12 protein-coding genes are annotated in these 12,594 nt (G+C 63.5%); 9 read left to right on the forward strand and 3 right to left on the reverse strand.

Annotation, left to right across the window (positions count from 1 at the left end):
* Window positions 1-57: 57 nt before the first annotated feature.
* Window positions 58-1,041, forward strand: coding sequence for a LysR family transcriptional regulator (locus tag AC07VU_RS15035; protein ID WP_009042832.1), 984 nt, complete (start codon window positions 58-60; stop codon window positions 1,039-1,041).
* A gap of 72 nt (window positions 1,042-1,113) precedes the next feature.
* On the opposite strand, the gene AC07VU_RS15040 is transcribed toward AC07VU_RS15035, so the two are convergent.
* Window positions 1,114-1,521 carry a PA2817 family protein gene (locus AC07VU_RS15040; protein ID WP_007931642.1) on the reverse strand — a complete coding sequence of 136 codons (408 nt, stop codon included), beginning with the start codon at window positions 1,519-1,521 and terminating at the stop codon, window positions 1,114-1,116.
* 84 nt (window positions 1,522-1,605) lie between these two features.
* Window positions 1,606-4,053 carry an acyl-CoA dehydrogenase gene (locus AC07VU_RS15045; protein WP_274305981.1) on the reverse strand — a complete coding sequence of 816 codons (2,448 nt, stop codon included), beginning with the start codon at window positions 4,051-4,053 and terminating at the stop codon, window positions 1,606-1,608.
* Window positions 4,054-4,298: 245 nt separating this feature from the next.
* Here AC07VU_RS15045 and AC07VU_RS15050 point away from each other — a divergent pair, with 245 nt between their 5' ends.
* The 4 genes from AC07VU_RS15050 to AC07VU_RS15065 all read left to right on the forward strand — a co-directional run bounded on the left by AC07VU_RS15050 (window position 4,299) and on the right by AC07VU_RS15065 (window position 7,465).
* Window positions 4,299-4,958, forward strand: coding sequence for a transglutaminase-like domain-containing protein (locus tag AC07VU_RS15050; protein ID WP_274305982.1), 660 nt, complete (start codon window positions 4,299-4,301; stop codon window positions 4,956-4,958).
* 42 nt (window positions 4,959-5,000) lie between these two features.
* Window positions 5,001-5,624, forward strand: coding sequence for a glutathione S-transferase family protein (locus tag AC07VU_RS15055; RefSeq protein ID WP_274305983.1), 624 nt, complete (start codon window positions 5,001-5,003; stop codon window positions 5,622-5,624).
* Window positions 5,625-5,756: 132 nt separating this feature from the next.
* Complete coding sequence (locus tag AC07VU_RS15060; RefSeq protein ID WP_007931649.1) at window positions 5,757-6,689, forward strand: ABC transporter ATP-binding protein; 933 nt, start codon at window positions 5,757-5,759, stop codon at window positions 6,687-6,689.
* On the forward strand, window positions 6,686-7,465 hold the full coding sequence (locus tag AC07VU_RS15065; protein WP_007931651.1) for an ABC transporter permease: 780 nt from the start codon (window positions 6,686-6,688) through the stop codon (window positions 7,463-7,465). Before AC07VU_RS15060 ends, AC07VU_RS15065 begins: the two co-directional genes overlap by 4 nt.
* A 48-nt stretch (window positions 7,466-7,513) precedes the next feature.
* Here the strand turns inward: AC07VU_RS15065 and AC07VU_RS15070 are convergent, their stop codons facing one another.
* Entirely contained in the window at window positions 7,514-8,029 is a 516-nt protein-coding gene (locus AC07VU_RS15070; protein WP_053260192.1) for a DUF2062 domain-containing protein, read from the reverse strand.
* A gap of 148 nt (window positions 8,030-8,177) precedes the next feature.
* Here AC07VU_RS15070 and AC07VU_RS15075 point away from each other — a divergent pair, with 148 nt between their 5' ends.
* From AC07VU_RS15075 to lpxK, 4 genes are all read left to right on the forward strand, one after another.
* The gene (locus AC07VU_RS15075; protein ID WP_495030085.1) at window positions 8,178-10,409 is read left to right on the forward strand and encodes a DNA internalization-related competence protein ComEC/Rec2; all 2,232 of its coding nucleotides are present in this window, start codon (window positions 8,178-8,180) and stop codon (window positions 10,407-10,409) included.
* A 102-nt stretch (window positions 10,410-10,511) separates the two neighbouring features.
* Window positions 10,512-11,147, forward strand: a complete 636-nt coding sequence (locus AC07VU_RS15080) for a MotA/TolQ/ExbB proton channel family protein (protein WP_007931657.1) — start codon at window positions 10,512-10,514, stop codon at window positions 11,145-11,147.
* Window positions 11,144-11,572 (forward strand): ExbD/TolR family protein, encoded by a 429-nt coding sequence (locus AC07VU_RS15085; RefSeq protein WP_277588168.1) that lies wholly within the window; start codon window positions 11,144-11,146, stop codon window positions 11,570-11,572. The genes AC07VU_RS15080 and AC07VU_RS15085 overlap by 4 nt, the downstream gene beginning before the upstream one ends.
* Window positions 11,572-12,582: a tetraacyldisaccharide 4'-kinase gene (lpxK, locus tag AC07VU_RS15090; protein WP_277588169.1), complete on the forward strand. Its 1,011-nt coding sequence runs from the start codon at window positions 11,572-11,574 to the stop codon at window positions 12,580-12,582. The genes AC07VU_RS15085 and lpxK overlap by 1 nt, the downstream gene beginning before the upstream one ends.
* Window positions 12,583-12,594 lie beyond the last annotated feature (12 nt).

The raw sequence follows: 12,594 nt of genomic DNA on the forward strand, positions 1-12,594 counted from the left end.
ATATGGCGCGGCGGAATTGCGTGATAATCCGTTCAAACCTCAAAGGACTGTTGTGCTGTGAGCATAAATCTTCCCCTTCCGCTGCTGGGCGAAATGGCGATTTTCGTCAAGGTCGTCGAGGTCGGCAGCTTCTCCGAAGCCGCCCGCCAGCTGGGCTCGTCACCGTCGGCGGTGAGCCGCAGCATTTCCCGTCTGGAGAAGGCGCTGGCGACTCGCTTGCTGCAACGCACCACGCGCAAGTTGCGCTTGAGCGAAGGGGGCGAGGAGGTGTTCAAGCGCTGCAGCGAGATGGTCAGCGCCGCCAAGTCGGTGATGGAAATCAGCGGTCAGTTCACCCACGAGGCCGAAGGGCTGGTGCGGGTCAGCGTGCCCAAGGCCGTGGGGCGTTTTGTCGTGCATCCGTACATGCCCGAGTTTCTGCGGCGTTACCCCAAGGTCGATGTCGAGCTGTTATTGGAAGATCGCAACATCGACCTGATCGACGACAACGTGGACCTGGCCATCCGCATCACCGATCGGCCGCCGGCGGGGCTGGTCGGACGCCAGTTGCTGACCATCGATCATATGCTGTGCGCCACGCCGCAGTACCTGGCCGAGCACGGGACGCCCAGCCATCCCCACGATCTGCTCAACCACAGTTGTATTTACCTGGGTGAAACCCCCAGCGATGCGCGCTGGAAGTTCAAGAAGGGCAGCAAGTCGGTGACGGTTGGTGTGCGTGGGCGTTATGCGGCCAATCACACTGGGGTACGGCTGGGGGCGGTGCTGGAGCATATCGGCATCGGCAGCTTGCCGTACTTCACCGCGCGGCATGCCCTGGAGCAGGGCTTGCTGGTGCAGGTTCTACCGGACTGGACGTTTCTCGCTTCCTACCATGGCGGTGCCTGGCTGTTGCATTCGCCAACCCGTTACCTGCCGCCGAAGCTGCGGGTATTCATCGATTACCTGGTGGAGTGCCTGGCCAAGGAGCCGACCTTGAGCCGGCAGGGCAAGCAGGAGGCGAAAGGCTACGAACAGCCCGAAGGCGATGGCGCGGGTTGAGCCAGCCGCTCATGGGTAGAAAAAAGGCCCGCCGGTTCAACCGTGCGGGTCTTTGTAGTGTCCGGGCCGGACTCAGTGCTTGCTGTCCTGGGCGGAGAGCGCCAGCAGCTGCTTTTCCTGGTTCCAGTCGAACGGTTCATCATTCTGCTCGGCCTCGTAGCGACGCTCTTCGAGCGCCTGGTACAGGTCGATTTCCTCGTCGGGCATGTAATGCAGGCAATCCCCAGCGAAGAACCACAGCAGGTCGCGCGGTACCAGATGGGCGACCTGTGGATAACGCTGCATCACCTGGCACAGCAGATCCTGGCCCAGGTACTGGCTTTCAATCGGGTCGATCGGCAGCGAGGCGCGCAGTTCGTCGAAGCGTTCCAGGAACAAGGCATGGCTTTCTTCGGGAACCTGCTCGGCTTCACCCACGGCGACCAGGATACTGCGCAAATGGTCGAGCAGGACGAGATGATCGGCGACGACGTTGGACATGACATGAGTCCTCAACAGCAAAACGGGCGCGGGAGTATATAGCTCCCGCGCCCGGTTTCATAATCCGCCTGACGGTCCTGCGTCTTAGCGGGTTTTCCCTTCGCTCAGGGTCAGCTCTTCCTTGGCGAAGTCATCGACATCGATGACTTTGCGGCGGGCGGCTTCAGCCTCGCGCAGGGTCTGGGCTTCGACTGGCTGCAACACGCCGGCCTCCAGCGCGGCGTCGATGGCATGCTCGCCGGCCACCGGTTTGACCTGGCCACTTTTCAGCGCCTCGTGCAGTTTTTTCTGCAGCGGGTGACTGGCGCTCAACAAGTCGAAGGCGTGTTGCAGGGCGCCGACCGGGTCCTGCGCCGATTGTGGGCGGTAGCAGCCGGCCAGCAGCTCTTCCAGGGTCGGGTCGCCCTTGGCCCGGCCGATGATCGCGGCGACCTCGGCGTCCAGCTGGTCGGACGGACCTTTGTGACGGCGGCCGAACGGGAAGACCACCACCCGCAGCAGGCAACCCAGCACCCGGTTCGGGAAGTTCTCGAGCAGTTCGTCCAGGGCCCGTTCCGACTGGCCGAGGCTTTCTTCCATGGCCCAGGTGAACAGCGACCGCAGATGCTCCGGCGAATCCAGGTCGTGGTAGCGCTTGAGTGCGGCGGAGGCGAGGTACATGTGGCTGAGCACATCGCCGAGGCGTGCCGACAGGCGTTCGCGACGCTTCAGCTCGCCGCCCAGCAACATCATGCTCAGGTCGGCCAGCATGGCGAAGGCCGCGGCCTGGCGGTTGAGGGCGCGGAAATAACCTTGGCTGAGCTTGTCCCCCGGCGCCTGTTCGAAGTGCCCCAGGCCCAGGTTCAGCACCAGGGTGCTGGCCGCGTTGCCCACGGCAAAACCGATGTGCTTGAGCAGCAGGCCGTCGAATTCGACCAGCGCCTGATCGTGGTCTTCGCGACCGGCCAGGGCCATTTCCTTGAGCACGAACGGATGGCAGCGAATGGCGCCCTGGCCGAAGATCATCAGGTTGCGCGAGAGGATGTTCGCGCCTTCCACGGTGATGAAGATCGGCGCGCCTTGCCAGCTGCGACCCAGGTAGTTGTTCGGGCCCATGATGATGGCCTTGCCGCCGTGCACGTCCATCGCGTGGCCGATGCATTCGCGGCCGCGCTCGGTCAGGTGGTACTTGAGAATCGCCGACAGTACCGAGGGTTTTTCCCCGAGGTCGACCGCATTGGCCGTGAGCATGCGCGCGCTGTCCATCAGCCAGGCGTTGCCGCCGATGCGGGCCAGGGCTTCCTGGATACCTTCGAAGGCATTGAGCGGGACGTTGAACTGCTCACGCACCTGGGCATATTGGCCGGTCACCAGGCTGGTGAACTTGGCCGCGCCGGTGCCGACGGCCGGCAGGGAAATGGAGCGGCCGACCGACAGGCAGTTCATCAGCATCATCCAGCCCTTGCCGAGCATTTCCTGGCCGCCGATAAGGAAGTCCAGGGGGATGAACACGTCCTTGCCGGAGTTCGGGCCGTTCATGAAGGCCGCGCCGAGCGGCAGGTGGCGGCGGCCGATTTCCACACCGGGGGTGTCGGTCGGAATCAGCGCCAGGCTGATCCCCAGGTCTTCATCGTCACCCAGCAGATGGTCCGGGTCATAGGCCTTGAAGGCCAGGCCGAGGAGCGTGGCGACCGGGCCCAGGGTGATGTAGCGCTTTTCCCAATTCAGGCGCAGGCCGAGGGTTTCTTCGCCTTGCCATTGGCCTTTGCAGATCACTCCGGTATCGGGCATGGCGCCGGCGTCGGAACCGGCCAGCGGGCCGGTGAGGGCGAAACAGGGAATATCGTCGCCACGGGCCAGCCGCGGCAGGTAGTGATTACGCTGTTCGTCGGTGCCGTAATGCAGCAGCAGTTCGGCCGGGCCGAGGGAGTTGGGGACCATCACGGTGGACGCCAGGTCGCCGCTGCGGGTCGCCAGTTTCATCGCCACCTGTGAGTGGGCATAGGCGGAGAAGCCCTTGCCACCGAACTCCTTGGGGATGATCAGGGCAAAGAAACCGTGTTGCTTGATGTGCTCCCAGGCGGCGGGCGGCAGGTCCATGGACTGGCCGATCTGCCAGTCGCTGACCATGGCGCACAGCTCTTCGGTGGGGCCGTCGATGAAGGCCTGTTCCTCTTCGCTCAGTTGCGCTTTCGGGTAGGCCAGCAGCTTGTCCCAGTCCGGACGGCCGCTGAACAGTTCACCGTCCCACCAGACCGTGCCGGCATCGATGGCGTCGCGTTCGGTTTGCGACATCGGTGGCAGGACTTTCTGGAACCAACTGAACAGCGGGGCGCTGAAGTACTTGCGGCGCAGGTCGGGCAGTAGCAAGGGGGCTGCCGCCGCGGCCAGCAATACCCAGAAGATCAGCAGCAGCCAGCCCGGTGCACGGCTGAAGGCGCCCATGGCCAGCAGGTAGACGGCCACCACACCCAGGGCGGGCAGGGGCGCAATGCGGCGGTGGGCCAGGTAGGCAATACCGACCAGCAGAACCAGTATCCACAACAACAGCATATTTAATCCTCCGTGAAACCAGGGGCAAAATCACCCACAGAGCTTAGTCGGCATCCGACAAAAGGGGTGACAGGGCAGTGCGCTTGCGGCGGTAAGAAGAAGCGGACGCAGACGTCAGGCATCGGGTCAGCAGCGTGTCGATCTTGTCAGGCTCGAAGCGGCAGCCTCTGATATTTGGCCGAAACGTCGTTATCGCTGGGATGAGGCCGTCGTTAGACTCGGGACTTCACTCGGAGATCATCCCCATGCACGAGTACCTGAGTCCCAGCCGCTTCATCGATAGTGACCACCCCGCAGTGGTGGAGTTCGCGGAAACTCATCGTGGCGCCAGCAGCGATCCGCTGGAGCAGGCGGTGAACCTCTATTACGCGGTGCGCGAGGCCGTGCGCTACAACCCCTACACCTTCAGTCGCGATCCCGAGACCCTATGTGGCAGCCATGCCCTGGCTACTGGCGAAAGTTACTGCGTGCCCAAGGCCACCCTGCTTGCCGGCTGCGCGCGGCATTGCGGGATCGCCGCGCGGATCGGCCTGGCGGACGTGCGCAATCACTTGTCGACCCCGCGTTTGCTGGAGTTGCTGCGCAGTGATGTGTTTGCCATGCACGGCTATACCGAGCTGTACCTGCAAGGACGCTGGGTCAAGGCCACGCCGGCGTTCAACCGGAAACTCTGCGAGATGTACGATGTAGCGCCACTGGAGTTCGATGGCCGCCATGACAGCGTGTTCCACCCGTTCAATCGCCAGGGCGAGCAGATGATGGAATACGTGCTGGACCACGGACAATTCGCCGACGTCCCCGAGACCTTCTTCTTCAAACACCTGGAAAAGTGTTATCCGCATCTGTTCGCCGAGCAGATGCCGTTGCTGCTGGGCGACATGCAGAGTGATTTGAGTCAGGTCTGATCCGGCGTAGACTGCCTCGGCATTCATCACTGAGGAGCGGTCATGCTGAAGATCTGGGGTCGGAAAAACTCGTCGAATGTCAGGAAAGCATTGTGGTGCGCCGAAGAGCTCGGGCTGACCTACGAAGCGGTGGATGCCGGTGGTGCCTTCGGTGTGGTGGATACCCCGGAATATCGGGCGATGAATCCCAATGGGCGGATTCCGCTGATCGAGGACGACGGCTTTGTGCTGTGGGAGTCCAACACCATCGTGCGTTATCTCGCCGCGCGCTATGCCGCCGGCACGGCCTGGTACCCGAGCGATGTACAGGCGCGGGCTTCGGCCGAGAAGTGGATGGACTGGACCACCTCGACTTTCGCCGAACCCTTCCGGCACCTGTTCTGGGGTGTGCTGCGCACGCCGGCACAGCAGCAGGACTGGGACAAGATCAATGCCGCGCTGAACGGCTGCGGCGAACTGCTGGCCGTGGTCGACCAGGCCCTGGCCGAACATCCCTACCTGTCCGGCGAGGAAATCGGCATCGGCGATATCCCTCTGGGCAGCTTCATTTATGCCTGGTTCGAAATGCCCATCGAGCGCCCGCAATTGTCTAATCTGCAAGCCTGGTACGTTCGCCTGCAACAGCGTCCGGCCTACCGCAAGGCGGTGATGACCGCGTTGACTTAATACTGACTATCAATACGGGTGACTGTACTTGTGCGGCGTCGGCAAGCACCATTGGGTGTATCCGGCGCCGTTGCAATGCAGGCGGTCCGCCCTTACTTATAATGTTCTCCCTTCTTGGTGCGTAAATCCGATATGAGTTCCGCTCTGTCCATCCGGCAGCTAACCAAAACCTACGGCAACGGTTTCCAGGCCCTGAGTGGTATCGATCTGGATGTCGCCGAAGGTGACTTCTTCGCCTTGCTCGGCCCTAACGGTGCCGGCAAATCCACCACCATCGGCATCCTCTCGACCCTGGTCAACAAGACCAGCGGCACGGTGAATGTCTTCGGCCATGACCTGGACCGCGAGCCCGCCGCGCTCAAGCGTTGCATCGGCGTGGTGCCACAGGAATTCAACTTCAACCAGTTCGAGAAAACCTTCGACATCGTGGTGACCCAGGCCGGTTACTACGGTATCCCGACCAAGGTCGCCAAGGAGCGGGCCGAGCAGTACCTGACCCAGCTCGGCTTGTGGGACAAGCGCGATGTGCCGTCGCGCTCGCTGTCCGGCGGCATGAAGCGCCGCCTGATGATTGCCCGCGCCCTGGTGCACGAGCCGCGCCTGTTGATCCTCGACGAACCGACTGCCGGCGTGGACATCGAGCTGCGCCGTTCGATGTGGACCTTCCTCACCGAGCTGAACCAGAAAGGCATCACCATCATCCTCACCACCCATTACCTGGAGGAGGCTGAGCAGCTGTGCCGCAATATCGGCATCATCGACCACGGCACCATCGTCGAGAACACCAGCATGCGTCAGTTGCTCAGCCAGCTGCATGTGGAAACCTTCCTGCTCGACCTGAAGACCGACCTGAAGGTGGCGCCGCAACTGATCGGTTATCCAAGCAAACTGCTGGACAGCCACACCCTGGAAGTCCAGGTCGACAAAGCCGTGGGCATCACCGCGCTGTTCAGCCAGTTGGCCCAGCAGAACATCGAAGTGCTGAGCCTGCGTAACAAAACCAATCGCCTTGAGGAGCTGTTCGTGTCCCTGGTGGAGAAAAACCTGTCGAAGGTGGCGGTATGAGTTCCGAGCTACGGCCCAACCTTGTCGCGCTCAACACCATCGTCTATCGCGAAGTCCGGCGTTTTACCCGGATCTGGCCGCAGACCCTGCTGCCGCCGGCGATCACCATGGTTCTGTACTTCGTGATTTTCGGCAACCTGATCGGCCGGCAGATCGGCGACATGGGTGGTTTCACCTACATGGAGTACATCGTGCCGGGCCTGATCATGATGTCGGTGATCACCAACTCCTACGGCAACGTGGTCTCGAGTTTCTTCGGCAGCAAGTTCCAGCGCTCCATCGAGGAGTTGATGGTGTCGCCGGTGTCGCCGCACACCATCCTCATCGGCTACACCCTGGGCGGTGTCCTGCGGGGGCTGGCGGTGGGCGTGATCGTGACCCTGCTGTCGCTGTTCTTCACCCACCTGCAGGTGCATCACCTGGGCATCACCTTGCTGGTGGTGGTCCTCACCGCGACGATCTTTTCGCTGTTGGGCTTTATCAACGCGGTGTTCGCGCGCAACTTCGACGATATCTCGATCATCCCGACCTTCGTGCTGACCCCGCTGACCTACCTGGGCGGGGTGTTCTACTCCATCACCCTGCTGCCACCGTTCTGGCAGACGGTGTCGCTGGCCAACCCGGTGCTGCATATGGTCAACGCCTTCCGTTTCGGCATCCTCGGGGTTTCCGACATCCAGATCAGCGTGGCCATTACCTTCATGCTGGTGGCGACCGTGGTCCTGTACTTCGGTTGTGCCCGCCTGCTGGTCAGCGGTCGCGGCATGCGCCAGTAAGCCCGCGCAGAAACGACAACGGCCTCCCTCGGGAGGCCGTTTGCGTTTCTACAGCCGGCTCTGCTTGCGGCGGCGCCATTGCCGGCTGACCCACCAGCGCCAGTACAGCATCGTCAGGCAATAGGCGAGGGCGCCCAGCACCAGGCCAGCCACCAGCGAGCCCAGCAGGAACGGTTGCCAAAGGGTCGAGAGTTCGCCGCTGATCCACTCCCAGGTCAGCTCGTCGGGCAGGGTCCGGGCGGGTACGTTCATCAACCAGGCACCGACCTGATAGGTGCAGAAGAACACCGGCGGCATGGTGATCGGATTGGTCAGCCAGACCAGGCTCACGGCAATCGGCATGTTGCCGCGCACAGAAATGGCCAGCACGGCTGCCAGCAGCATTTGCGCCGGGATCGGCATAAAGGCCGCGAACAGGCCGACCGCCATGGCGCGCGCCACGGAGTGCCGGTTGAGGTGCCAGAGGTTGGGGTCATGCAGCAACGTGCCAAGAAAGCGTAAGGACTTGTGTTCCCTGATGCTGGTCGGATCTGGCATGTAACGTTTGAATAGGCGCCGGGGCATAAGGCTTCTCGGTCAGTTCAAGCGGCAAGTATGCCCGGATTCTAGAAGGCGCCCATTCAGACTTTGTGACAAATGATAAAGCCGGCCCCCGGTCCGCTGAGCTAAGCCAAGGAGTGGCAACACTCAAAAACTGCTCAAGGACGGGCTTATGCGCACAGGGATGCTGGCGTTTGCGGCGGGGCTTTTGAGCCTGCGCTTTTTGCCGGCGCTGCCAGCGATCGGATGGCTGGCAGTGCTGCCGGTAGTGGCCTTGATGCTGCTACCGTTTCGCACCTATCCATTGGCCCTTTTTCTGTTGGGCTTGGCGTGGGCCTGCATCAGCGCGCAATCGGCGCTGGATGATCGTTTGGCGGAACCACTCGACGGGCAGACTCGCTGGCTCGAAGGTCGAGTGGTGGGGTTGCCGCAGCAGGCCGAGGGGCTGGTGCGTTTCGAGCTGGAAGACGGGCGGGCGCGGCGCGGCCGGATCCCGCAACGCCTGCGCCTGGCCTGGTATGGCGGGCCGCCGGTGCACAGCGGCGAACGCTGGCGCCTGGCGGTGAAGCTCAAGCGACCTGCCGGCCTGGTCAATCTGCAAGCCTTCGATCACGAGGCCTGGTTGCTGGCCCAGCGCATCGGCGCCACGGGTACGGTCAAGGATGGGCAATTGCTGGCCGCCACCCGGGAGAGTTGGCGTGCGCGCATTCGCCAGCGCTTGCTGCAAGTCGATGCCCATGGGCGCGCCGGCGGCCTGGCGGCCCTGGTACTGGGCGACGGCTCGGGCTTGAGCCAGGAAGACTGGCGTGTCTTGCAAGACACCGGGACCGTGCACCTGATGGTGATTTCCGGGCAGCACATCAGCTTGCTGGCCGCGGTGATGTACGCCCTGGTGGCGGGGCTGGCCCGTTACGGCCTGTGGCCCGGACGCTGGCCCTGGCTGCCCTGGGCCTGCGGGCTGGCGTTCGCCTCGGCCCTGGGGTACGGGTTGCTGGCGGGGTTCGATGTGCCGGTGCGCCGTGCCTGCGTGATGGTTGCCCTGGTGCTGATCTGGCGTCTGCGCTTTCGCCACCTGGGCGCCTGGTGGCCGTTCCTGCTGGCATTGAATGCGGTGTTGTTGTTCGAGCCGCTGGCCAGCCTGCAACCAGGGTTCTGGCTGTCCTTTACCGCGGTGGCGGTGTTGATCCTGGTCTTCGGCGGGCGCCTGGGAGGCTGGCGCTGGTGGCAGTCCTGGACCCGTATTCAATGGTTGATCGCCATCGGCCTGTGCCCGGTGCTGCTGGCGCTGGGGTTGCCCATCAGTCTCAGCGGGCCGCTGGCCAATCTGCTGGCGGAACCCTGGATCAGCCTGCTGGTGCTGCCGCCGGCGTTGCTCGGCACCTTGTTGCTGGCGGTGCCTTACCTGGGCGAAGGCTTGCTCTGGCTGGCCGGTGGCTTGCTGGACCTGCTGTTCCGCGGCCTGACCCTGCTGGCTGCCCAGTGGCCGGCGTGGATAGCGCCGGCCATACCGCTCTGGGCCTGGAGCATCAGCGCGCTGGGAGCCTTGCTGCTGTTGCTGCCTGCGGGCGTGCCGCTGCGTCCCTTGGGCTGGCCGATGCTGTTGTTGGTGGTGTTCCCGCCGAAAAACACGCTGCCATATGGCGAGGCGGAAGTCTGGCAGCTGGATGTCGGGCAGGGCCTGGCGGTGCTGGTACGGACTCGCGAGCACGCGATGCTGTATGACGCCGGTCCGCGTTTTGGCGACTCCGACCTGGGCGCGCGGGTAGTGCTGCCGTCCATGCGCAAGCTGGGCGTCGCGCGCCTCGACCTGATGCTGCTCAGCCACGCCGATGCCGATCATGCCGGTGGCGCCGACGCCATCCAGCGCGGCCTGCCGGTGGCCAGGCTGGTCAGCGGCGATCCCGAGGGTTTGCCGGCCCATTTACCGGCAGAGCCTTGCGCCAGCGGTGAGCAGTGGCAATGGGACGGGGTGCGTTTTTCCCTGTGGCAATGGGCAGGTGCGCAGAACGGTAACCAGAAGTCCTGCGTGATGCAGGTCGAGGCCCAGGGCGAGCGTTTGCTGCTGACGGGGGATATCGATGCCCTGGCCGAGCGCGCCTTACTGGATACCCCGCTGGCCGTCGAGACCCACTGGTTGCAGGCGCCGCACCATGGCAGCCGCAGTTCGTCGTCCGCGGCCCTGCTCAAGGCCCTTGCGCCTTCGGTGGTGCTGATTTCCCGTGGGCACGGCAATGGGTTCGGGCATCCGCACCCGCAGGTCGTCGAACGTTATCGCCAGCAAGGGACCGCCATTTACGACAGCGCGGAGCAAGGAGCGCTACGGTTGATGCTGGGCACCTACACCGAACCGACGAGCCTGCGGGCACAGCGGCGCTTTTGGCGCAAATGGCCACTATCTCCTTAAATAACCGAGAGTTATTAAAGCCTGAAGGCATGCGACATCAGGTTCTTCGGTGCATTCGGCCCCTATGTTAGAGTGGCGCACTTTTTCGAGGGGACTGTCACTGTGTGGGAATTGGTCAAATCCGGCGGCTGGATGATGTTGCCGATCATTCTGAGTTCCATTGTCGCGGTCGGCATCATTGCCGAGCGTCTGTGGACCCTGCGGGCCAGCCGCGTCACCCCGCCTCATCTGCTGGGCCAGGTGTGGCGCTGGATCAAGGACAAACAGCTGAACAAGGACAAGCTCAAGGAACTGCGCGCCCATTCGCCCCTGGGCGAGATCCTGGCCGCCGGCCTGGCCAACTCCAAGCATGGCCGCGAGGTCATGAAAGAGTGCATCGAGGAAGCCGCCGCCCGGGTCATCCACGAACTGGAGCGCTACCTCAATGCCCTCGGCACCATCGCCGCCATGGCGCCGCTGTTGGGCTTGCTGGGTACGGTGCTGGGCATGATCGATATTTTCAGTTCGTTCATGGGCTCGGGCATGACCAGCAACGCCGCGGTGCTGGCCGGTGGTATCTCCAAGGCGCTGATCACCACCGCGTCCGGCCTGATGGTCGGTATCCCGGCGGTGTTCTTCCACCGTTTCCTGCAACGCCGGGTCGATGAGCTGGTGGTGGGTATGGAGCAGGAAGCCATCAAGCTGGTCGAAGTGGTGCAGGGCGACCGCGACGTCGATCTGGCCGAGGGCAAAGCGTGAAATTCCGCCGCAAGCCACGGGAAACCATCGATATCAACCTCGCGTCGTTGATCGACGTGGTGTTTATCCTGCTGCTGTTTTTCGTCGTGACCACCACCTTTACCCGGGAAACCCAGTTGCGCGTCGAGTTGCCGGAGGCCGTCAGCGGCTCGCCGGCCGAAGACCAGCAGACCAAGCAGCTGGATATCGCCATCAGCGCCGACGGGGTGTTTTCGGTGAACAACCAGGTGCTGCCCAAGAGCGACCTGGGCAGCCTGATCGAAGCCTTGCAGAAGGAGTCGGCGGGTGACACCAACCTGCCGCTGTCCATCAGTGCCGACGGCAAGGCCCAGCACCAGGCCGTCATTACCGCGATGGACGCTGCCGGCAAGCTCGGTTTCAGCCATCTGCGCATGACCACCGTCGAGGCGGCGCCAGCACCCTGATGGCCATGTCCGATCGTTTGCTCGCTGCCTGGTACAACGGCCATCCCGCGCTGAAACTGCTGCAGCCCCTGGAGTGGCTCTATCGCCGGGTGGTGGTGCGCAAGCGCGAACGCTTCCTGGCCGGTGAGGGCAATGTTTACCAGCCGCCGGTGCCGCTGGTGGTGGTCGGCAATATCACCGTGGGCGGTACCGGCAAGACGCCGCTGATCCTGTGGCTGATCGAGCATTGCCAGCGCAGCGGGCTGCGGGTCGGCGTGGTCAGCCGTGGTTACGGCGCCAAGCCGCCGCAGTGGCCATGGCGGGTCACCGCCGAGCAGAGCGCCGCTGTCGCCGGCGACGAGCCTTTGCTGATCGTCCAGCGCAGCGGCGTGCCGCTGATGATCGATCCCGATCGCAGTCGCGCCGTGCGAGCCCTGCTGGCCGCCGAGCCGCTGGACCTGATTCTCTCCGACGACGGCATGCAGCATTACCGCATGGCCCGCGACCTCGAACTGGTGCTGATCGACGCCGCGCGCGGGCTGGGCAACCGGCGTTGCCTGCCGGCCGGGCCGCTGCGCGAGCCGGTCGAGCGCCTGCAAAGCGTCGACGCAGTGCTCTACAACGGCGCCAGCGACGATCGCGAGGATGGCTTCGCCTTTCGCCTGCTGCCCACCGCCCTGGTCAATCTGCAAAGCGGCGAACGCCGCGGGCTTGAGCACTTCGCGCCGGGGCAGGCATTGCACGCGGTGGCCGGTATCGGCAATCCGCAACGTTTCTTCACTACCCTTGAAACGCTACACTGGCAGCCTGTCCCGCATGCTTTCGCCGACCACGCCGAATACAGCGCGCAGGCGCTGAGTTTCACCCCGGCGTTGCCGCTGGTCATGACCGAAAAGGATGCGGTGAAGTGCCGTGCCTTCGCGGCTCCCGACTGGTGGTACCTGGCGGTGGATGCTGTGCCATCCCCGGCCTTCGTGGCCTGGTTCGATACGCAGCTGATGCGCCTGTTGCCCGCTCGTCTTCTGCCTTAACGCTTCTATCCA

The organism is Pseudomonas sp. GW821-FHT02B10, from assembly GCF_059421865.1.